At 69.5% G+C, this 23,166-nt stretch carries 11 protein-coding genes; all 11 read left to right on the top strand.

All coding sequences use genetic code 11. The features are described 5' to 3' along the window. The first annotated feature begins 23 nt into the window (after window positions 1–23). Window positions 24–1,619: a VCBS repeat-containing protein gene (locus OHS71_RS26825; protein ID WP_328481890.1), complete on the top strand. Its 1,596-nt coding sequence runs from the start codon at window positions 24–26 to the stop codon at window positions 1,617–1,619. Window positions 1,620–1,708: 89 nt separating this feature from the next. Next, window positions 1,709–5,380, top strand: coding sequence for a LamG domain-containing protein (locus OHS71_RS26830; protein WP_328481891.1), 3,672 nt, complete (start codon window positions 1,709–1,711; stop codon window positions 5,378–5,380). 155 nt (window positions 5,381–5,535) lie between these two features. Next, window positions 5,536–12,432 (top strand): polymorphic toxin-type HINT domain-containing protein, encoded by a 6,897-nt coding sequence (locus OHS71_RS26835; RefSeq protein ID WP_328481892.1) that lies wholly within the window; start codon window positions 5,536–5,538, stop codon window positions 12,430–12,432. Between the two features lie 214 nt (window positions 12,433–12,646). Next, window positions 12,647–12,835, top strand: coding sequence for a hypothetical protein (locus OHS71_RS26840; RefSeq protein ID WP_328481893.1), 189 nt, complete (start codon window positions 12,647–12,649; stop codon window positions 12,833–12,835). A gap of 210 nt (window positions 12,836–13,045) precedes the next feature. Next, window positions 13,046–13,366, top strand: a complete 321-nt coding sequence (gene rplU / locus OHS71_RS26845; protein WP_007381993.1) for a 50S ribosomal protein L21 — start codon at window positions 13,046–13,048, stop codon at window positions 13,364–13,366. A 14-nt stretch (window positions 13,367–13,380) separates the two neighbouring features. Continuing rightward, complete coding sequence (gene rpmA, locus OHS71_RS26850) at window positions 13,381–13,635, top strand: 50S ribosomal protein L27 (protein ID WP_003990207.1); 255 nt, start codon at window positions 13,381–13,383, stop codon at window positions 13,633–13,635. Between the two features lie 121 nt (window positions 13,636–13,756). Then, window positions 13,757–15,193, top strand: a complete 1,437-nt coding sequence (obgE, locus tag OHS71_RS26855; protein ID WP_328481894.1) for a GTPase ObgE — start codon at window positions 13,757–13,759, stop codon at window positions 15,191–15,193. A gap of 941 nt (window positions 15,194–16,134) precedes the next feature. Continuing rightward, the gene (locus tag OHS71_RS26860) at window positions 16,135–17,634 is read left to right on the top strand and encodes a bifunctional cytidylyltransferase/SDR family oxidoreductase (protein ID WP_328481895.1); all 1,500 of its coding nucleotides are present in this window, start codon (window positions 16,135–16,137) and stop codon (window positions 17,632–17,634) included. A gap of 157 nt (window positions 17,635–17,791) precedes the next feature. Further along, the gene (locus OHS71_RS26865; RefSeq protein ID WP_328481896.1) at window positions 17,792–19,903 is read left to right on the top strand and encodes a hypothetical protein; all 2,112 of its coding nucleotides are present in this window, start codon (window positions 17,792–17,794) and stop codon (window positions 19,901–19,903) included. A gap of 174 nt (window positions 19,904–20,077) precedes the next feature. Further along, window positions 20,078–21,307, top strand: coding sequence for a glycosyltransferase family 2 protein (locus tag OHS71_RS26870; protein WP_328481897.1), 1,230 nt, complete (start codon window positions 20,078–20,080; stop codon window positions 21,305–21,307). Between the two features lie 544 nt (window positions 21,308–21,851). Continuing rightward, a complete protein-coding gene (gene proB, locus OHS71_RS26875) occupies window positions 21,852–22,958 on the top strand; it encodes a glutamate 5-kinase (RefSeq protein WP_328481898.1) in 1,107 nt (368 codons plus the stop codon). Window positions 22,959–23,166 lie beyond the last annotated feature (208 nt).

A 23,166-nucleotide genomic window follows, 5' to 3' on the forward strand; every position in this document is an offset into this window, starting at 1 on the left:
CAGAGCAAACGGGGAGGAAACCCATGTCCAGACACCCCTGTCCGGACGCGCCGCGCAGCGCGGCGTCCGGGCGCAGACAGGTGCCGCACGCCAGGAAGGCGTGGCGCCGCGGCGGCGCGGGCATCCTGGCGGCGGCGCTGCTGGGACTGGGGCTGGGGGCGACCGGGACACCGGCCGCGGCGGCGGGCGTCTGTACCGCCGGCACCCAGTCCGACTTCAACGGGGACGGCATCCGCGACACGGCCGTCGCCGATCCGCTGGCGACGGTGTCGGGCCAGGAGAAGGCCGGCGCGGTGCACATCGTCCTCGGCGGCGGGAAAGGCGTCACCACGCTGTCGCAGGACACGCCGAACGTCTCCGACGGCGCCGAGGCGGGAGACCAGTTCGGCTTCTCCATCGCCGTCTACGACGCGAACCTCGACGGCTGCAGTGACATTGCCGTCGGCATTCCGTACGAGGACGTCGGCTCGGTCAAGGACGCGGGGCTGGTGCACCTCGTCTACGGATCCCCGGCGGGCATCGCCCAGGGGACACCGAGCCTCGGATTCCGGCAGGGCACCGACGGCAACCTGGCCAACACCTACGAGGAGGACGACTGGGTCGGCTACTCGGTCGCGGCGGGCGTCTCGACGACCGGGGTGCCGTTCCTCGTCATCGGCATTCCGGGCGAGGACAGCTCCGGGCTGACGGACATGGGTTTCGTCGCGTACGCCTACGGTGTGACCCCGACCGTCGCCACGGTCCACCAGAACAGTCCCGGGCTGTGGGAGGAGGCGGAGGCGTACGACCGCTTCGGAGCCTCGGTCGCCGCCACGGACCGGTTCTTCACGGTCGGCGTTCCCGGCGAAAGCATCGGAACGGTCGCCTTCGCGGGCGGTGTCCACGTCTTCCGGCCGTCGATCAACACGGACGGCATCCCCGCCCCTCTCTTCGGCATGGGCCAGGGCCGCACACCTGGACCGGACTCCGCGGCCCAGACCGACGACAGGTACGGCACCGCCCTGGCGATGGCCCCCTACCGACCGTCGGGCGCGGCCACCGTCACCGACTCGATCCTCGCGGTGGGCGTGCCCGGCGAGGACCTCGACACCACCGTCGACGCCGGGGCGGTGCACGTCTACCACGTCAAGGCCGACGGCACGGTCGCCCTCCTCAACTGGATCGACCAGAACGTCGAGGGCGTCGAGGGGGACGCGGAGGCCGGCGACTTCTTCGGCCAGCAGCTCGCCGCGGTGAACACCGCCACCAACGTGGTGGGCACGGCGACCACGATGCGCCTCGCCGTGGGCGTGCCGGGCGAGGAGTCCCTGGAGCAGGCACCGGAAGCGGGCGGCGTCCAAATCCTCCCGCTGATCGGAGCACCGGGCCTGACGGACGCGTGGCTCGAGCCGGGCAGCGGCATCCCCTCCGGCCCCGCACCCCGGACGTACGCGGGAATCAGCCTCGGCAGCACCCCGTCGCTGCTCTACGTGGGCGTGCCCTACGGCCCGGTCGAGGGCCGCGCGGTCCACGGCTTCCCGTGGAACGTGGCCTCGGGCGGCGCCCCGACCCAGACCTGGAAGCCCGGCGAGGGCGGCATCCCCGCAGACGGTGGCGCGTTCGGGACGGCGGTCCGATGACAGGCCACGATGACGACGGACGACCGGCTTCCCCGGCTTCCCGCAGACAACACGACGCAACTGACTTGACCCAACGGGAGAGTGGACGAGTGTCCGCAGACACACAGAGACCGATACGGCGTGGCGTGCTGATGCGCGCCGCCGTCGCGGCCGCCGTCGCCGGCGCGGTGACGGCCGGGACCCTGGCGGCCCTGCCGGGCGGTGCAGCGCAGGGACCGGCACCGGTCGCCGCCGACCAGCCGATGGTGACCGAGCAGCAGGCCATGGCGGCAGCGAAGGACAGCGGCAAGAAGACCGAGGTCGTGGGCCTGCGCACCGAGCGCCGCGAGATCTTCGCCGAGCCCGACGGCACGTTCACCGCCCGCGAGTACACCGAGCCGGTGCGCACGGTGCAGGGCGGCAAGTGGGTCAAGGTCGACGCCACACTGGTGAAGCGGGCCGACGGCAGCTGGGGTCCGAAGGCCGCCACGGTCGACCTCAGCTTCTCGACGGGCCGGGCGGGTGTGCCGTTCGTGACGATGCAGCGGGCGGGGCGTGAGTTCGCCCTGACCTGGCCGTACGGCAAGCTGCCCGCGCCGACGGTCGAGGGCGAGACCGCCACCTACGCGGACGCCCTGCCCGGCGTGGACCTCACCGTGCGGGCCGAGGCCGACGGCTTCGGACACCTGCTCGTCGTGAAGACGCCGGAGGCCGCGGCCGATCCGAGGCTGGCCCAGCTCGACCTGGGCATGGCGACGGACGGACTGAAGGTCACCGAGGACGCGACCGGAGCGATAGTCGCGGAGGACGCCGTCGTCGGCGGCACCGTCTTCCAGGCGGGCAAGCCCGCGATGTGGGACTCGGCCGCCGTCCAGGAAGCCACCACCAGGAAGCAGGGCCCCAAGGCCGTCGCGAAGGCACTGAAGGCAGCGGCGGCCGCCGTCGCGGGCCCGGACGGGAACGCCACCGCCCCGACCACTGCCCCGACCGCGACCACTGCCACCCCCGGCCCGCAGGCAGCGCCGGAGGCCGCGCTCGAGGGCCCGGGCGGCGGCGGCCGGGTCGCTCCGCTGGGCGTGGAGGTCGGCAAGGGCAAGCTTCGTCTCGTGCCCGACCAGAAACTCCTCAAGGGCGCGGACACCGTCTTCCCCGTCGTCATCGACCCGATCCAGCGCACCACCTCGCGCACCTCGTGGACCGGCGTCATGTCCGGCATGCCGAGCGAGCAGGACTGGAAGTACTCCGGCAGCGCGGGTGTGGGCAAGTGCCCCACCGACTACAACCCGGTCTCCTGCAACGGCGTCGGCACCCGTCGCGTGATGTTCACGATGCCGCTTTCCTTCTACAAGGGGAAGCAGATCCTGGGCGCCACGTTCTCCGCCCGGGTCGAGCACATCTACAGCGCCTCGCCGACCGCCGAGCCCATCCAGCTCTACCGCATCGGCGGCCAGAACTACTCGCTCACGTCGTCCAGCAACTGGTCCAACACCTCGGACGACTGGGACGACTATCTGCAGACGGTCGACAAGGCGATCTCGCCGACCTCCTGCTCCAGCCAGGCCAACCTGCACTTCGAGAGCGGCGCTTCTGGTGAGCTGACCAGCGAGATCAAGACGGCTGCGGCCGGCGGCTGGAACTCGATGACGCTGGGCCTGCGCGCGGCCGACGAGTCCCGGTTCGCCGAGTGGAAGCGGATCTGCGGCAACGCCTACCTGTCCGTCTCGTACAACAACCTGCCGCGGCAGATCAAGACGTCCGACATGTCCACCGACCCCGGCGGCGTGTGCAAGTGGGGCGCGACCCGTCCCACCGTCGACACCCCGCCCAAGCTGCGGGCCATCGCGAGCGACCCCGACCACGGCAACGGCCAGACCGACAAGGTGAAGGTCGAGTTCAAGATCGAGTGGGGCGGGAGCAGTCCCGGTTCGTACACCTACATCACGAAGGACGCGCTCTCGCCGACGGCCAGCACCAAGTTCGAGCACACCGTCAGGTCGAGCATTCCGCAGAACACCGTCATCTACTGGAGCGCACGCGCCAACGACGGTGACGGCAACGGGCCCTGGAGCTCGGACGGGGACCCCGCCCAGCGCTGCGAGTTCGTCTACGACGCGACGTGGCCGGGCAAGCCGCTGGTGATGTCGAAGCAGTACCCGTCGGACACCGTCTACCACGACGGCGTCGGCACCTACGGCAGCTTCACCTTCTCCCCCAACCCGAACGACAAGATCGCGGACACCGACGTCGTCAAGTACCAGTACTCCTTCGACGGCGCCGCGCTGACCACCCTCAACCCCACCACCGGGGGCGGATCCGTCACCGCGTCATGGGTGCCGACCAAGGCCGGACGGCACGTGCTGGAGGTGATCGCCATCGACAAGGCGACCCACGCCAGCAGTAACTCCTACGACTTCCTGGTGGCCGAAGGCCGTCCGGTCGTCGGGCAGTGGAACCTCGCCGACGAGGCGGGCGGCGAAGCCCACGACGAGAGCGGCGACTACTCCGCGAGCGCCGGCAGCGCCGTCACCTTCGGCGCGGACGGTCCCGGCGGCAAGGCCGACAAGGCAGCCCGCTTCGACGGCACCGCCGAGTCCTACCTCGACGTGAGCGAGACGGTCCTCGACACGGCCAAGAGCTTCAGCGTCAGCGCCTGGGTCCGGCCCACCGCGCTGGACAAGAACATGACGGTCGTCAGCCAGGACGGCACCGGCGAGCCCGGCTTCACCCTCGGCTACGACGCGTCGGCCCAGACCTGGAAGTTCTCCGTCCCGGTCAACGACGTGGACTCGCTCGGCGAGTGGAAGGCCGTCTCCACCGGCATCTCCGTGGTCAAGGACCAGTGGGTGCTGCTGACCGGCGTGTACGACGCGCAGAAGACCGGCGGCCCGCAGCTCCAGCTCTACATCAACAAGGACCTGAAGGCCTCGGCCGGCCGCCGCTCCTCCTGGAAGTCGTACGGCCCGCTTCAGATCGGCCGGGCCACCGCCAAGAGCGGCTACCGCGACAACTTCACCGGTGACCTCGCCGAGGTCCGCGTCTTCGACCGCGTCGTCTCGGCGGCCGAGGTCTCCGAGCTGATGACCGTCAAGCCGGCCCGCAAGGGCTACTGGCAACTCGACGCGGCCGGTAACGGCGCCTCCGCCGAAACCGGCGGCGGCCAGCCTCTGACCCTGGCGGGCAACGCCTCCATCTACCGCCCCGCCGACCCGCTGTTCGACACGGCGGCCCTGGTCGGCGACGGCAACCTGGTCCTGGACGGCGACGGGGACTACGCGTCCACCGCCACCGCCCCGGTCACCGGCAATAGCAGCTTCACCGTGACCGCCCGGGCCCAGCTCACCTCGCTGGACCCGGAGAAGTCGCAGACAGTGCTGTCCCTGCCGGGCGCCAACGCCAACCGCGTCCAGGTCCGCTACCAGGCGACCACCGGCCAGTGGGAGTTGGCCGTCGCGAAGTCGGACGTGGCCGCCCCCGCCGTCGTCACCTTCACCGACGACCAGGAACTGCCCGACACCGGCGGCTCCGGCCAGCACCTGGCGGTCGTCTACGACGCCTTCGCCAACTCCGTGCGCCTGTACGTGGAGGGCCAGCTCGTCGCCGGCGCCTACGGCACGGACGACACCCTGTGGTCCGCGACCGGCGGTCTCCAGGTGGGCCGTTCGCTGCGCGGCGCGAGCGAGTACTTCGCCGGCGCGATCGACGAGGTCCGCGTCTACAGCGGCGCCGCCGACCCGATCGCGGTGCAGCAGATGGCCGCGCTGACGGCCGTGTCCGATCTGTGACGAACCATCAGTTCTGAGGTGTGCCGGGTCCCTTCGCGGCCCGGCACACCTGTCCCACCGCCTTCCTTCTCCCTTTTCTCATGACGTTCCCCACCACGTTCCTTCGATCAGGAAGTTGCCGAATGTTCTTCCGTGGCCGCTCACTGAGCCGCCGCATGCCCAGACCGGCGTTCGCCGCGACAGTGCTCGGGCTCACGCTCGCGCTGTCCGCGTCGTCGGTCCAGGCATTGGCGCTCGACGACGGCGACCGGGGCCGCACCAGCCGCCCCGGCGTCCAGGACGACGGGGATCCCGCCAAGGGGTCCGCCGCGAAAGCGAAGTCGCGCCCCTCCGACCCGGCGCGCAAGGCCGCGGTCAAGGGCCTCGACAAGGCGGTGTGGCCCAAGCAGGGCGGCGCCGAGGTGAAGCTGGGGGCCACCGCGGAAGCGGGCGGCCTGCCGGTCAGGGTCGGCAAGGCGAAGGCCGGGGCCAAGGCGGCGCAGGCCGCTGACAAGGTGCGCGTCGACGTCCTCGACCCGAAGCGCGCCGCGCAGCTCGGCGCCGGCGTCCTCCTGGGCGTCGAGCGCGCCGACGGCGAAGACGACGCCGCGAAGGTCCGTCTGACGGTCGACTACTCCGAGTTCGCCGAAGGCTTCGGCGGTTCCTACGCCTCCCGTCTCCAGCTGGTGCAGCTGCCGGCGTGCGCCGCTGTCGCGACCCCGGGCAGCAAGGCGTGTCCCGAGCAGCCCAAGGCGCTGGCCACGGTGAACGACGTCAAGTCGGGCACGGTCTCCGCCGACGTGACGGCCGCCCCGGCTCCCGCCGAGGGCGTCTCCACGATGGCCGGCACCGCGACCTCGCTCGTGGCCGTGGCGGCCGGCCCGTCGAGCGCGCAGGGCACGTACAAGGCGACGGCCCTCTCTCCTTCCGCCAGTTGGAGTGTCGCCACCTCCTCCGGCGCGTTCAACTGGAACTACCCGCTGAACACGGTTCCGACCCCGGGTGGTCTGACCCCCACCGTGGGCCTCGGTTACTCGTCCCAGTCGGCGGACGGCCGCACCTCGGCGACGAACAACCAGGGCTCCTGGGTGGGCGAGGGCTTCTCCTACGATCCCGGCTACATCGAGCGTCGCTACAAGCCCTGTTCCGACGACGGTCACTCCGGCTCCGGCGAGCAGTGCTGGGCCTTCGAGAACGCCACGATCATGCTCAACGGCTCGTCCGGCGAGCTGGTCAAGGACGACACGACCGGCAAGTGGCACCTGTCGTCCGACGACGGCTCCAAGGTCGAGCGACTGACGGGCGCCGTCAACGGCGACGACGGCAGCGCCGACGACAAGGGCGAGCACTGGAAGGTCACCACCTCCGACGGCACCGAGTACTTCTTCGGCCTGAACCGGCTCCCGGGCTGGGCGACGGGCAACGAGGAGACCAACTCGGTCTGGACCGCCCCGATCTTCGGCGACGACTCCGGTGAGCCCTGCTACAACGCCACGTTCACCAGTGCGAACTGCCAGCAGGCGTGGCGCTGGAGCCTGGACTACGTCAGGGACACGCACGGCAACGTGATGTCCTACTTCTACGACCGCGAGACCAACTACTACGCGCTGAACGGCAAGACGGACGTCAACGGCACCGCCTACCACCGCGGCGGCTGGCTCAAGCGCATCGACTACGGTCAGCGCGACGGCAGTGTCTACGCCGCGAAGGCGCCGGCCCGGGTCGTCTTCAACACCGCCGAACGCTGCCTGGTGACGTCCGACTTCGACTGCGCGGAGAGCAAGCGCACCAAGGCGAACGCCTCCCGCTGGCCCGACGTCCCCGTCGACCAGGAGTGCAAGTCCGCCACCAAGTGCACCTCGCCGGTCCAGACGTTCTTCACGACGAAGCGACTGGCGTCGGTCGTCACGCAGATGCGCAAGGACGCCACGAACTACCAGGACGTCGACGCCTGGATTCTCACCCACCTGTTCACAGACAACGGCGACGACTCCAAGACGCTGTGGCTGTCGAAGATCGAGCACGAGGGCCGCGTCGGCACGGCGGTCAAGCTCCCGTCCGTCGACCTCTTCGGCGAGCAGCTCGCCAACCGGGTGGACGCGATCGGCGACAACATCGCGCCGTTCTACCGCTTCCGCCTGTCGATGGTCCTCAGCGAGACCGGCGCACAGCTCGACGTCACCTACGCGCCCGCCGACTGCACCAAGGCCACGCTGCCCAAGCCGGGCGAGTCGGTCAAGCGCTGCTACCCCGTGAAGTGGGCCCCGCCGGGCTACGTCGACCCGATCACGGACTGGTTCCACAAGTACGTCGTCTCGGCGGTCATCGAGACCGACCGCACGGGCGGCAGCGACGGCATGGTCACCCGCTACGAGTACCAGGGCGACGCGGCCTGGCGTAAGGCGAAGCCGGACGGCATCACCGACGCCAAGTACCTCACCTGGGGCGGCTGGCAGGGCTACGGCAAGGTCAAGGTCACGAGCGGCACCGCCGACGTGCAGAAGACCCGCGTCGACCACACGTTCATGCAGGGCATGGACGGCGACAAGGACGCCGACGGCAACACCCGCTCGGTGACGGTCAAGGACTCCACGGGCGCGTCGTACACCGACGAGGAGGAGTTCACCGGCCAGGAGCTGGAGGTCGCCACATACGACGGCGCCAAGCTCGTCGGCAAGACGATCAACACGCCCGTCAAGTACACCACCGCGACGCAGAAGAACAGCTGGGGCACCAGCAACGCGGTCATCGTGCGCACCCAGACCGGGCGCGGCTTCAGTCTGAAGTCCGACGGCACCTGGAGCGAGACGAAGTCCACGACGACGTTCGACACGGCGAACGGCACCGGCCGCACCCTGACGGTCGACGACCAGGGAGACGTCTCCACCACCAAGGACGACACCTGCACCCGCACCACCTACGCGGACAACACGGCGAAGAACATCCTGTCGCTGCCCGCCCGCAGCGAGGTCGTGTCCGTCAAGTGCGCCACGACCCCGGACCGCAAGACGCAGGTCCTGGGCGACGAGCGCACCTCCTACGACGGCGGCGCGTTCGGCGCGGCGCCCACCAAGGGTGACGCCACCAGGACCGAGCGGCTGACGGCGCACGACGGCACCACGGCCACGTACCAGGTCACCGGCGCGACGACCTACGACCTGTACGGCCGTCCGAAGACGCAGCAGGACGCCGAGCAGTACGGCACGGCGGACCAGACGAAGACCGTCTACGTCGAGACGAACGGCCTGCTGACCAGGACGACCGTCACCAACGCCCTCGGCCACAACACGATCACCGACTACGCCCCCGCCTGGGGCATGTCGGTGGGACAGACCGACCCCAACGGCAAGCGGACGGACCTCGCCTACGACGCGCTGGGCCGGCTGACCTCGGTGTGGCTGGCGGACCGGGCCTCGACCCAGACGCCGAGCATCAAGTACTCGTACAACGTCCGCAAGGACAAGGTCACCGCGATCAAGACGGAGAAGATCGAGAACGACGGCTCCTACGGCGCCGAGTACCAGATGTACGACAGCATGCTGCGTTCCCGTCAGATCCAGACCGAGGGCCCCGACGGCACCCGCATGGTCGCGGACACCTGGTACGACGGCACGGGCAACGTGCGCAAGACCAACTCGACCTACAACGCGGCCGGCGCGGCCGAGGGCGAGCTGCTGTTGGTCAGCAACGGCCAGGTCGGCGCGCAGAGCCTGCTGGAGTACGACGGTCTGGGCCGCAGCACCGCCCAGATCTCCGCGGTCAGCGGCGCCGAGCAGTGGCGCACCACGACCGTGTACGACGGTGAGCTCACCCACGTCGACCCGCCGGTCGGCGGCGTGCCCACCACGACGATCACCGACAACCAGGGCAACCTCTCCGAGATCCGCCACTACCGCGGAGCCGCGCCGGGCGTCGGCGTGCCGTACGACTCGACCAAGTACACCTACAACACCGCGGGCCTGCTGGAGACCGTCACCGACGCCAAGAGCAACGTGTGGCGCTACGAGTACGACCAGCTGGGCCGTAAGACGAAGTCGATCGACCCGGACGCGGGCACCTCACGCACGGAGTACGACGAACTGGACCGGCCGGTCGTGGCGTACGACGGCCGCAACAAGAAGACCTCCACGTCCTACGACAAGCTCGGCCGCGTGACGACCACGTGGCTGGGGGACCCCGACACCGGCACGAAACTGACGGAGACCAAGTACGACAAGGCCGGTTGGCTCGGACAGGCCTACGGGTCGCTCAGCTACATCACGCCCACGGAGTACTTCGCCTCGGCCGTGCAGTCGATGGACGAGTTCTACCGCCCGCTGAAGACCGCCTATCAGGTCCCCGTGTCCCAGGGATCTCTGGCGGGCACCTACGTCTACACCTCCACGTACAACCGGGACGGCACCCTGCAGACCTCCGGTCTGCCCGCGATCGGCGACCTGCCGGCCGAGGTGCTGACCTACACGTACGACGCGCTGCAACGTCCGAAGACGATGACGGGCACCACCGACTCCTACGTCACCGACACCGTCTACAACAGGAACAGCCAGCTCCAGCAGCTGGAGCTGTTCAAGGGCGGTAGTGGCAAGAAGGTCTGGCAGACCTACGGCTACGAGACCGGCACCGACCGGCTGACCCGGTCGCTGGTCGACGTCTACGGCGCGACCGCCCCGGCGAAGGACTCCACCTACTCCTACGACCAGGCCGGCAACGTCCTGTCCATCGCGGACACCGCGAACTCCGGCGCGCCGGACGTGCAGTGCTTCGCCTACGACGGCCGGCAACGGCTGCAGGACGCCTGGACGCCGTCGGCCACCGCGGCGACCGCGGCCGGCTCCGGCAGCCGCGGTTCCACGACGCCGGTGAACGGCACGGGTCCCACTGCCTGTGACTCCGCCGCCGGTTCCACCGCGCTCGGCGGCCCGTCCCCGTACTGGAAGTCGTACGAGACCGACGCCATCGGCAACCGTGTCTCCGAGATCAACCACGACACCGGCCTGAACGCGGCGAACAACATCACCCGCAGCTACGAGTACGGCGGCGCCGGCGCCCTCGGTGACGGCCCCCACCAGGTCACCAAGGTCACCGAGACGATTCCGACCGGGACGAGGCAGTCGTCGTACGAGTACGACGACGCGGGAAACACCACCAAGCGCACCACGGGCGGCAACGCGCAGATCCTCGCCTGGGACGACACTGGAGCTCTGAGCAAGGTCACCGAGGGCAGTGGCGCGGAAACCGGCTTCCTGTACGACGCGTACGGAAACCGAGTGCAGCGCAAGGACCCCTCCGGTACGACCGTCTATCTGCCCGGCACCGAGCTGAAGCTGTCGACCGACGGCACCAAGAAGGAGGCCACCCGCTACTACGACTACGCCGGTGAGACCGTGGCGGTCCGTACCGCCTCGAACCTCTCCTTCGTAGCCGCCGACCACCACGGCACCGGTGAACTCGCCATCGACGCGGCCACCGGTGCGGTCTCCCAGCGCCGTTTCGACCCGTTCGGCGTCGACCGCGGCACGAAGAGCGGGACCTGGCCGGGGGAGAAGGGCTTTGTCGGCGGAACGATCGACGCCTCGACCGGCCTGACCCACCTGGGGGCGCGGGAGTACGACTCGGCGATCGGCAAGTTCATCTCGGTGGACCCGATCATCGACTACACCCAGCCCCAGCAGATCAACGGCTACGCCTACGCCAACAACTCCCCGGTCACGCACGCCGACCCCAGCGGCATGATCATCCCGGAGTGCCGGGAAGGCCTGATCGAGTGCCGCGGCGGAATGCCGGTCACCAACACGGACCCGGAAGTCTCGAAGGCGCAGTCCGACGTCAGCAAGGCGTCCGGTGACGTGGCGGCAGCGCAGCAGCAGCAGTCCTCCGCGAGGCAGCGCATCAAGTCCGCGGGCAAGGCCCTGATCAAGATCGCCCGGGACATCCTCGGCGTGGACGCGGCCCTGGACTGCATCTCCAGCGGCGACGTCGGCGCCTGCGGCGAGACCCTGCTCAACATCGCCGGCAGCTTCGCGGGCGGCCTGGCGGGCAAGATCCTCGCCAAGTACGGGGCGCCCTGGAAGTGGGCCAAGGGCCTCAAGCTCGCCAAGCGGGTCACCGGCCTGGTCAAGGACATGATCGGCGGGGTCAAGGGCCTGTGGAACGCCAACAAGGCGGTGGGCCGGGCCAAGCTCGGTCTCTCCAAGGCCGCGGAGAAGCTGGCCGAAGTCAGGAAGAAGGCCGCGGCAGCCCGTAAGAAGAAGGGAGCCGACGACGACATCGGCGGCTCCTGCCCCTTCGAGGGCAAGCACAGCTTCCTGCCCGGCACGAAGGTGCTGCTCGCCCACGGCAAGACCAAGCCGATCGAGAAGGTGAAGCTCGGCGACAAGATCATCGTCACGGACCCCAAGACGGGGAAAACGGCGGTGCGCGAGGTCGTGGGCACGATTGTCACCGAGGACGACAAGCAATTCGTCGACCTGACGGTCAAGGGCACGTCCGGCAAGGCCGAGGCCCTGGTCTCCACCACGACCCACCCCTTCTGGTCGGAGTCCGGGAAGAAGTGGGTCGAGGCCGGCGACCTCGCACCGGGTATGCGGCTGCACACGGCGAACGGCGACTCGGTCGACGTCACCGCGGTCCGGCCCTTTGACCGGCGCCAGCGCACGCACGACCTCACCGTCGAGGACATCCACACCTACTACGTCTTCGCGGGTGGCTCGCCCCTGCTGGTGCACAACTGTGGCGAGCGGACCTACGAGGCGGGAGGCAAGCACGGCAGCGAAGCCCGCGGCAGCTCTCGCGGCGAGAACAGCGCCGAACCCAACAACGGACAGGACGCGCTCGACAACTCCGTACAGATCAAGGAGACGTCGCCACGCCGGGTCGGGATCGACCGGACCACCGGCGATAGCGTGGTCCTCGATCGCACCCGTGAGGTTCCGTGCGGCTGCACGGTCGAAGGCGGCACCAACGAGGTCTTCCACGGACACGTGCGGACGGACATCAACACCGATCCGAGCATGGCCAAGGCGAAAAGCGCCCTACGCCGGGGAATCAAGAACAAAGAGGTCAAAACTGAGTAGACACGATGCCTCAGGGCGGCCGGCGCAGGACGGGCCGGGCGGGTCGGATGTCTCTGCGTGGCGCGCGGCCCTCACGGCCGACGTCGGCGGATCCGACCTCGGCCGGGCCACTCGGGCGCTCCTCGCCCTCACGTACGACGATCCGGACCGGGAAGCGGTCGAGGCGCTCCTCCTGGAGTGCCTCGACCCCGGGGGCCCCGCTGTCGACCCGCAGGTGACGGCACTGGCGGTTACCTGCGCCGGCCACGTCGCGCGGCTGCACGGAGCGATCGACGTCCGGCTGGTGGCTCGGGTGCGGGACCTGCTCCAGGATCCCGTGCTCGGGGGCCGGGCCGAAGACGCCGTGGACGACATCGCGTCCTTCGCTCCGGCAGCACTGGAGCAACCGGAAGACGCCGACTGACCCGATCGACCACTGACCGGGGCCCGGTTTGACCCCTCAAGCCGGGCCCCGTAGCCTGTTCCTTCGGCGTGTCGGTTGACGTGCCACATCTCCGTAAACCCTCTTCCTCCCGGGTACCGGTACCTAGGTGGCCGGGAGAGGCCGTCCGTGTTCGTTCCCGGGCGGCTGGACTGCGGGGATGCCGTCCCAGAGCGAGAGAGTGAGATCCGCGTGTACGCCATCGTGCGCAGCGGTGGTCGCCAGCACAAGGTTGCTGTCGGCGACATCGTTGAGGTTGACAAGATTTCCACTGCCAAGGTTGGCGACACGGTCGAGCTCTCGACCCTGCTCGTTGTCGACGGCGACGCTGTGACCAGCGACCCGTGGGTGCTGGCCGGCATCAAGGTCCAGGCCGAGGTCGTGGACCACCACAAGGGTGTGAAGATCGACATCCTTCGCTACAAGAACAAGACCGGCTACCGCCGTCGTCAGGGCCACCGCCAGCAGTACACGGCGATCAAGGTCACTGAGATCCCCGCGGCTGCGAAGTAAGGGACTGAGGAGACATGGCACACAAGAAGGGCGCATCGTCCACCCGGAACGGTCGCGACTCCAATGCCCAGCGGCTCGGCGTGAAGCGCTTCGGCGGTCAGGTCGTCAACGCGGGTGAGATCCTGGTCCGCCAGCGCGGCACGCACTTCCACCCCGGCGCGGGCGTCGGGCGTGGCGGCGACGACACGCTGTTCGCCCTGGAGGCCGGTTCGGTGCAGTTCGGCACCCACCGTGGCCGCAAGGTCGTGAACATCGTTCCGGTCGCCTGATCGGAAGCTTTCGCGAGGCGGACCTCACTTCCCGTGCGGGAAGGCGGGTCCGCCTTTCGCGTGTTACGCAGTAGACAGATACGTACGTTTCGTTTTGTAGCCAGTGCTGGAGGCACCCACCATGACCACCTTCGTGGACCGCGTCGAACTGCATGTCGCCGCGGGTAACGGAGGCCACGGCTGTGCCTCCGTCCACCGTGAGAAGTTCAAGCCGCTCGGTGGCCCCGACGGGGGCAACGGCGGCCGTGGCGGCGATGTGATCCTGGTCGTCGACCAGTCGGTCACCACGCTCCTCGACTACCACCACAAGCCGCACCGCAGCGCCACCAACGGCAAGCCCGGCGAGGGCGGCAACCGCTCCGGCAAGGACGGCCAGGATCTGATCCTGCCGGTCCCGGACGGCACGGTCATCCAGGACAAGGCCGGCAACGTGCTGGCGGACCTGGTCGGCCACGGAACCTCGTACGTCGCCGCCCAGGGCGGTCGCGGCGGACTGGGCAACGCGGCGCTGGCCTCGGCCCGCCGCAAGGCGCCCGGCTTCGCGCTGCTCGGTGAGCCGGGCGATCTCCAGGACATCGTCCTGGAGCTGAAGACGGTCGCGGACGTGGCCCTGGTCGGCTACCCCAGCGCGGGCAAGTCCTCGCTGATCTCCGTGCTGTCCGCCGCCAAGCCGAAGATCGCGGACTACCCGTTCACGACCCTCGTCCCGAACCTGGGCGTGGTGACGGCCGGCTCGACGGTCTACACCATCGCCGACGTGCCGGGTCTGATCCCGGGCGCCAGCCAGGGCAAGGGCCTGGGTCTGGAGTTCCTGCGTCACGTCGAGCGGTGCAGCGTCCTCGTGCACGTGCTGGACACGGCGACCCTGGAGTCCGAGCGCGACCCGCTCTCCGACCTCGACATCATCGAGGAGGAGCTCAAGCAGTACGGCGGCCTCGGCAACCGGCCTCGGCTCGTGGTGCTGAACAAGATCGACGTGCCGGACGGGAAGGACCTCGCCGAGATGGTCCGCCCGGAACTCGAGGCCCGCGGCTACCGCGTCTTCGAGGTGTCCGCGGTCGCCCACATGGGTCTGAAGGAACTGTCCTTCGCCGTCGCCGAGATGGTGGCCGCGGCGCGCGCGGCCAAGCCGAAGGAGGAGGCGACCCGGGTCGTCATCCGTCCCAAGGCGGTCGACGACACCGGCTTCACCGTCTCGCTGGAGGAGGACGGCCTGTTCCGCGTCCGGGGTGAGAAGCCCGAACGCTGGGTGCGCCAGACCGACTTCAACAACGACGAGGCCGTCGGCTACCTCGCCGACCGCCTCAACCGCCTCGGTGTGGAGGGCGCGTTGATGAAGGCGGGCGCCCGTGGCGGCGACGGCGTCGCCATCGGTCCGGAGGACAACGCGGTCGTCTTCGACTGGGAGCCGTCCGTGACGGCCGGCGCCGAGATGCTCGGCCGCCGGGGCGAGGACCACCGCTTCGAGGAGCCGCGTCCCGCGACCCAGCGCCGCCGGGACAAGCAGGCCGAACGCGACGAGGCGACCCAGGAGTTCGAGGGCTTCGAGCCCTTCTGACCCTGTCGGCAGTCCCTCCAGCCCTACGTCCTGTGTGTCTTGCGGACCCGTGGCGGCCGGCCCTCCGTGGCCCGGCCGCCACGGGTCTTTCCTTGCTTCCGCGAAGTCCGGCGGGTGTGAGGACACCGGTGTGAAAAACCGTCGGCGGGAGCCCGGGACTCCTCTGTGCCCCGGGCTCCTCTCACCGTCTCCTGAGGAACCCTTCTTACCGATCCCGGACCATGGAGACGGACGTAAGAAGCCGCGCCATGGAATTCCGTGAAATGGGCTCCGCGGTCAGCGTTATTTCCCGCTTATCCGCGACGCCACGGGCATGCATATGAAGGACGAGTGCAGTCCCACGTCACGCCACGTGAAGATTCGACCACTCGACAGGGTGATCCAGGCGGTGGCCGGCGCGGGCGCGGGGGATGCCCGGACGGATCGAGGCGACGCGGTTGCGGGGGAGCGGTGGCGCGGCCCCGCCGCGTTGCGCCGAGGCCCGCCGGGCAGGGATCGGCCGGCCTCGGACCGCCCGCTCCCGGTGCGGCCGCTCGGGCGCTGCACGGCCGCTCGCCGCCGGGGGCGGGGGTGGGGGCAACTGCGGGGGCCGCTGTGCCCGGCGGGGCTCTGTCGCAGCCGGGTGTGCCGGAGCCACGCCGGAGGAAAATGGCGCGGGCTCTGGGGAGCCGCCGCGTCGAACGGGGCGGGCGGCCGAGGACTCTCAAGCGTTCGTCCGTGTGACTTCGTCACTCTCGGCAATGACATACTTGTTGTGGAGTAACTCACAGGATTTCCAGGGACCATCCGTGGGAAGCCGCGTCGAGTCTTACCAATCACCAGCGACGCAAGGTGAATGCCAGGTTGCGTGCACATTTGCAGCGGGCGGCGCTCACCTTGCATCGCGGTAACCGCAAGTGGGACCATTTCCCCGTTCCCTGTCGCCCCAAGGTAGGTCCTCTGTGTCCCAGCACATAGCCAAGCCCCGTACCACCGCAGTGATCCTGGCCGGTGGCACCGGCCAGCGTGTGGGTCTGTCGATCCCGAAGCAGCTGCTGAAGATCGCCGGCAAGGCAGTCATCGAGCACACTCTGACCACCTTCGAGAAGGCCGACTCGGTCGACGACATCATCGTGCTGATGGCGCCGGGCTATGTACCCGACATCGAGAAGATCGTTTCCAAGGCCGGGTTCCGGAAGGTCCGGAAGATCATCGAGGGCGGCTCCACCCGGAACGAGACCACCGAGCGCGCCATCGCGGCCCTGGGCGAGGGGCTGGCCGACGGCGAGGACCTCAACGTCCTCTTCCACGACGCCGTGCGTCCCCTGCTCTCGCGGCGGGTCATCGACGACTGCGTCACGGCGCTCGAGCGCTACCAGGCCGTCGACGTCGCCATCCCGTCCGCGGACACCATCATCGTCACGCGTACGCACGGCGAGGACGGCGAGTTCATCACCGAGATCCCGGACCGCTCCCGGCTGCGCCGAGGCCAGACCCCGCAGGCGTTCAAGCTGTCCACCATCCGCCGGGCCTACGAGGTGGCGGCGGGCGACCCCAACTTCCAGGCCACCGACGACTGCACCGTCGTGCTGCGCTACCTGCCCGACGTGCCGATCCACGTCGTGGCGGGCGACGAGTACAACATGAAGGTGACGCAGCCGGTCGACGTGTTCATCGCCGACAAGCTCTTCCAGCTCGCCTCCTCCGCGACCCCCGAGCAGAAGGGTGAGGAGGTCTACCGCGAGCTGCTCACCGGCAGGACCGTCGTCGTCTTCGGCGGTTCGTACGGCATCGGCAAGGACATCGCCGAGCTCGCCGAGTCGTACGGCGCCAAGGTCTACGCCCTGGGCCGTTCGACCACCGGCACGCACGTGGAGAACCCGGAGGAGGTGGACGACGCCCTGTCCAAGGCCTACAGCGAGACCGGCCGCATCGACTATGTCGTCAACACCGCCGGCGTGCTGCGCATCGGCAAGCTCGCCGAGACCGACAACGCGACCATCGAGGAAGCGCTGAAGGTCAACTACCTGGCACCGGTGCAGATCGCCCGTTCGGCGTACAAGTACCTGGCGGAGACGAAGGGCCAGCTGCTGCTGTACACCTCCAGCAGCTACACCCGCGGCCGCGCCGAGTACAGCCTGTACTCCTCGACCAAGGCGGCCATGGTGAACCTCACCCAGGCGCTGTCCGACGAGTGGGCGGGTGACGGCATCCGGGTGAACTGCGTGAACCCGGAGCGCACGGCGACGCCCATGCGTACCAAGGCCTTCGGGCAGGAGCCCTCGGGCAGCCTGCTCTCCTCCGAGGCCGTCGCCCGCACCTCGCTCGACGTGTTGCTTTCCGACCTCACCGGGCACGTCGTCGACGTCCGCCAGCAGGACCCGACGGCGGCCGCCGGCCGGGCTTCCGACTTCGAACAGGCCCTGGCCGGGGTGCTCGACCGACAGGATGGCATGGCATAATCCCTCGGAAATAGCAATCGACTTTTCAGGCCTCTGTCGCTTCCCGTTCACGGAGAATTCACAGAGGCCTGAATCCGTAAAATTCCCGAAACCTTCACAAAGGATTTTCCGGACTTTTAGTACACATGATCGGCCCCCTCCCAGAGCAGGTTTCTCCGTGATATCCACCGCTATTCGCGTGGCCCGGGTGGGCAGCGCGGCCGAACTGGCCGCGGCGGTCCTCATGATGCTGGGCTACCCCGGTCTCATGGCCGCCGCGCTCGTGCCGAGCGCCCCCGCCTTTGCCGCCGCGGCCGCCGTGACATACCTGGCGGACCTCTACCTCCACCGCAAGGGCAGTCGTCTCATCGGCCTCCTGGGCAAGGTACGGGCCGGTCTGTCCACCCGGTTCCTGGTCCGCGAACTGCTGCTGATCCTGCTGCTGGCCAGACTCGACCTCGCCGAGGAGCCGGTCTTCTACGCGGCCATCGCCTGCTTCACGGTGTTCTTCGGTCTCCAGGCCCCGCACGGCGCGCTGGTCACCCTGATCGGCAAGCGCCGCCAGATGCCGGTCGTGACCAGGAACGTCGACCTGGCCTCCAGGCTGCGCATCCCGGACGCCCCGCCGCGCAGCCTGCTGAGCCGCGCCACCGTGAAGATGCTGCACCTCGACCTCGCGGCGGTCGTGGGCCTGCTCGTCTGCGCGATCGGCGACTCCGTGGCCCCGGGCTACGCCGGCATCGCCGTCACCCTCGGTCTGGGCGGGCTGTACGTCGTCGCGCTGGTGCCCTACCTGCGGGCGAAGCGGCTGCCGCCCAAGGCCGACAAGGTCCTCGGCGTCATGAGCGCCTGGCTGCGCGAGTACCGGCCGCAGACGGTGCTGTACTTCTCCGGCTCCGACGACTCCGCCTACCAGGTCAACATGTGGCTGGAGACCATGGAGCAGATGGAGTCCCGGCCCCTGGTCATCCTGCGTGAGCGCACCGTCCTGGAGAAGATGGCGCCCACCTCGGTCCCTGTCGTCTGCGTGCCCGGGGGGGTGCACCTGATGAACCTGGACCTGTCCATGGTGCGGGTCGCGTTGTACTGCGCGAACGTCGGCAAGAACATCCACCTGCTGCGCGTGCCGACCATGAAGCACGTCTTCATCGGCCACGGCGACAGCGACAAGGCCGCCAGCGTCAACCCGTTCAGCAAGGCGTACGACGAGGTGTGGACCGCCGGCCGCGCGGGCCGCGACCGTTACGCCATCGCCGACGTCGGCATCCGCGACGAGGACATCGTGGAGGTCGGCCGTCCGCAGCTGGCGCCGATCAGGACCGAGGGCGACGAACCCGCGGGAGCCCGCGGAGGAGCCGGCACCTACTGCCCGACGGTTCTGTACGCGCCCACATGGGAGGGCTGGGACGACAACCCGGGCAACACCTCGCTCCTGCTGGCCGGCGAGAACATCGTGAAGAAGCTGGTCGCCGCCGAGCCCCCGGTCCGTGTCCTGTACAAGCCGCATCCCTTCACCGGCACCCGCAGCGCCAAGGCGGGCGCCGCCCACCGGCGGATCGTCGCCCTGATCAAGAAGGCCGCAGCCCAGCGCGCCGGCGACTCCCGCTTCACCGCGGACCCGGCGGCCCAGGCCAGGGCCAAGGCCGAGCTCACCCGCCTCAAGGCCCGGCTCGACGGTCTGTCCCTCGCGTTCGACGAGCGCGCCGACGAAGCGGTGACCAGCCGTGACGGCATCGTCGACGTCCGCAAGCACGAGGAGGCCGCCCGGCTGCGCGCCGAGTGGAACGAGACCTACTGGCGCTCCTTCCCCTCCTTCGAGCACCGCGTGATCACCGGCACCGGACCCCGTCTCTACGACTGCTTCAACGCCTCCGAGGCGATGGTCTCCGACATCTCCAGCGTGGTCTCCGACTTCATCGCGAGCGGCAAGCCGTATGCGGTCGCGGACTCCGCGGAGCTGGGCGCGGAGGAGTTCAGGCGGCAGAACACCGCGGTGCGTGCGGCCGTGATCCTCGGCAACAGCGCCGCCGAGCTGGACCAGCTGCTGGACGCGGTCCGTGACCCGGCCTCCGATCCGCTGGCCAAGGACCGCAGGGAGCTCAAGGAGTACCTGCTCGGACCCGACGAGCCCACTTCGATCCAGCGGTTCGACACCGCGATCACCGACCTCGCGCTGAAGTCGGAGGCGCGCAACGTCGGCCAGGAGTCCCACGCCGCCGGGGCGGACGGCGCGGTCGGCGCCGCGCCGGACGACGCGGCGGAACTGCCCAAGGGTGTTACGGCCGTCTGACGGCCCTGTTTCCTCAGGCCGGGTCCCGGAGAGAAATCTCCGGGACCCGGCTTTTTGAGTATTGTGTGATGTGGAACACGTGCCGAAATCGAGGCAACCCGCCCCGTTCATCAAACGTCTACCGGGTATCCAAAGTGTTCATGTGAGGGAACCCGTGTGTGATGAGAGGCAAAAGTGACCGCTGCGCAGGCTGACGTCACGGTGGTCATCGGGGCGTACGAAGCGATGCCGTACCTGGTCGAGTGCCTGGCATCGGTCGAGGCGCAGACCCTGGACGCCGCGCGCATCGAGGTCATCGCCGTGGACGACGGTTCCCAGGACGGCACCGGGGAGTACCTGGAGGAGTTCGCCGCCCGCGCTCCCATGACGGTCACGGTCATCCGGCAGGACAACTCCGGCGGCCCCAGCGGCCCGCGCAACGTGGGCCTCTCCAAGGCCACCGGACGCTACGTCTTCTTCCTGGACGCCGACGACCGGCTCGGCGCCGAGGCCCTGGAGCGCATGGTCGGCATCGCCGACCGCAACGGCACGGACGTGGTCCTCGGCCGGGTCGAGGGCATCAACCGCAACCCGCCGAAGTCGATGTGGAGCAAGACCCTCGACCGCACGGACGTCTACTCCTCGAACATAAAGTTCACCCTCAGTGCGCAGAAGCTGTTCCGGCGGGAGTTCCTCGAGCGCCACGGCATGCGATTCGACGAGTCCCTGTGGACCGGCGAGGACGCCCTGTTCACGATGGAGGCCTATCTGCGGGCCGACGGCGTCTCCGTGGTCGCCGACTACACCTGCTATTACCTGGTGGGCCGCAGCGACGGCAAGCATGTGACGAAGAGCGGGAGCTACACCCTGCGCTTCGACTCCGCGCGCGCCCTGATGGGCCTGCTCGAGCGGCTCGTCCCGCCCGGCCCCAAGCGGGACGTGCTTATGGTGCGCCCCTTCCTCGTCACCGTGCTTCCGCAGTTCGGGCACATATTCGTCAGGAACGACGAGGAGATCCGGCGCACCAAGATGGAGCTCGCCAAACCGCTGATGGACGCGTACTGGAACGAGGGCGTCGCCCAACGGCTCCGGGTCCACGAGCGGCTGCGCCTGGAACTGGTGGCCCGGCAGCGCCCCGATCTCCTCGTGGACGTCCTGGAGTTCATCAACGCCAAGACCGAACCGACCCCGGTCCTGAAGAAGCGCAACACCCAGCTCTACCTGGCCTACCCGCACTACGGCTCGCGCACGGCCGGTCTCCCGGACCGGATCTACCTCGCCGAGCCCCGCGAGGCCAAGGAGTACCCCGGCTGGCGCAAGGACCCGGCCGAAACACTCCTGCGCGGCTTCACCCGCAAGGTCCGCCGCAAGCTGCGCAGACTGCGCAGGCGCACGATGAAGCCGGGCGGCACCGCGGCGGTCTGAGAACCCGTGTGCGGGACCCGTCGGCCGCCGCGCACGGCTCCGGCGGCGGCCCTGCCCGGGTCGAAGCGTTCCCCGTGATTGCCGGTGAGCCCGCTGAAGTCGGCCTCCTCATGCAGGTCGGCCGGATCGAGATCCGCCGGCACCTCGCTGGGCGGCCGGTGCGGTATCTCGAAGCAGCGGCACAGCTCCGGCATGCGTCAGCTCCGGCATGCGTGAGGGCCTGCACGGACGCGGGCGTGCCCGCCGGCAGCGCCGCGATGGTGCCCTGGGTGCGCCCGCCCCGAAGTTGGCGGCGATCACGTCGCAGTGGAGGACTTCCTCGACCGGGACGACGTCGAAGGCACTCTTTTCCTGGGGAATCGACACCGGGTCCGCCACCACGCCTTTGCCGTACGCAAGGCGTGAGCAAACGGTCAGGGCGGTGCGCCTGTCCGCGCAGTGAAACCCGTGCGCGGCCTGCGCCCCTGTTCGCGTAGATTGCCTGGCGGGCAGCCGTCGACCTACACAAGGGGCGAAGAACAAGGTGGCAGGGGCAAGGCAGGCCGTGAGCGAGGCCCGCAGGATCGTCGTCAAGGTCGGCTCCTCGTCGCTGACCACCGCCTCCGGCGGGCTCGACGCCGACCGGGTCGACGCACTCGTCGACGTCCTCGCCAAGAGCCGCGGGGGCGGCGAGAAGGAGATCGTCCTCGTCTCCTCCGGAGCCATCGCCGCCGGCCTCGCCCCGCTGGGCCTGCTCCGCCGGCCCCGGGACCTCGCCCGCCAGCAGGCCGCGGCGAGCGTCGGCCAGGGCCTGCTCGTGGCCCGCTACACCGCCTCCTTCGCCCGCTACGGCGTCCGCGTCGGCCAGGTGCTGCTGACCAGCGACGACATGAGCCGGCGCGCCCACCACCGCAACGCCTCCCGCACCCTCGACCAACTGCTCGCGATGGGCGCCTTCCCCATCGTCAACGAGAACGACACGGTGGCCACCGACGAGATCCGCTTCGGCGACAACGACCGGCTCGCCGCTCTCGTCGCCCACCTCGTCCACGCCGACCTGCTGGTCCTGCTGTCCGACGTCGACGGCGTGTACGACGGTGACCCCGGCAGGCCGGACACCTCGCGGATCGCCGAGGTAAGGGGCTCCGGGGATCTCGCGCACGTCGAGATCGGCAGCACCGGCAAGGCGGGCGTCGGCACCGGCGGCATGGTCACCAAGGTCGAGGCGGCCCGGATCGCGGCCGCCGCCGGCATCCCCGTGGTCCTCACCAGCGCCGTCCACGCGGCCGAGGCGCTCACCGGCGGGGACACCGGCACCTACTTCCACCCCACCGGCAAGCGCTCCGCCGACCGGCTGCTGTGGCTCCAGCACGCCTCGACCCCGCAGGGCTCGCTGACGCTGGACGACGGGGCGGTGCGCGCGGTCGTCGAGCGGCGCACCTCGCTGCTGCCGGCCGGGATCGCCGCCGTGGAGGGCGAGTTCAGCGCGGGCGACCCCGTCGAACTGCGCGACACCCGGGGACGCGCCGTGGCCCGCGGCCTCGTCAACTTCGACGCCAAGGAGATCCCGCAGCTCATCGGGCGGTCGACCCGGGAACTGGCCAGGGAGCTGGGCGCGGAGTACGAGCGCGAGGTCGTCCACCGGGACGACCTGGTGATCCTGCACCCGTAAACCCGCTCGAACGGTCCGTACCGGTGGGGGACGTTCCGTGAAACCGCCCCGCGGAGCCGTGCGGCCTGCTCAACTTTGTTCCAGGGACAGATTCCGCACGAGCGCTGCGTAAAGGAGGCCGTCGTGAGACGAGTGCGCCCTGGGGTGGCAGCGGCCCGTGGGAGTGCCGACGAAACCGCATCGGCGTCGCCGCGTACCGCCGGTCCGG

Source organism: Streptomyces sp. NBC_00377, assembly GCF_036075115.1.
In the GTDB taxonomy this organism is placed as follows: domain Bacteria; phylum Actinomycetota; class Actinomycetes; order Streptomycetales; family Streptomycetaceae; genus Streptomyces.

What these genes read in the sequence shown, in the direction of transcription:
- OHS71_RS26825 (WP_328481890.1), top strand. Translation starts at nt 24, where the DNA reads ATGTCCAGACACCCCTGTCCGGACGCGCCGCGCAGCGCGGCGTCCGGG.
- OHS71_RS26835 (WP_328481892.1), top strand. Translation starts at nt 5,536, where the DNA reads ATGCCCAGACCGGCGTTCGCCGCGACAGTGCTCGGGCTCACGCTCGCG.
- rpmA (WP_003990207.1), top strand. Translation starts at nt 13,381, where the DNA reads ATGGCACACAAGAAGGGCGCATCGTCCACCCGGAACGGTCGCGACTCC.
- obgE (WP_328481894.1), top strand. Translation starts at nt 13,757, where the DNA reads ATGACCACCTTCGTGGACCGCGTCGAACTGCATGTCGCCGCGGGTAAC.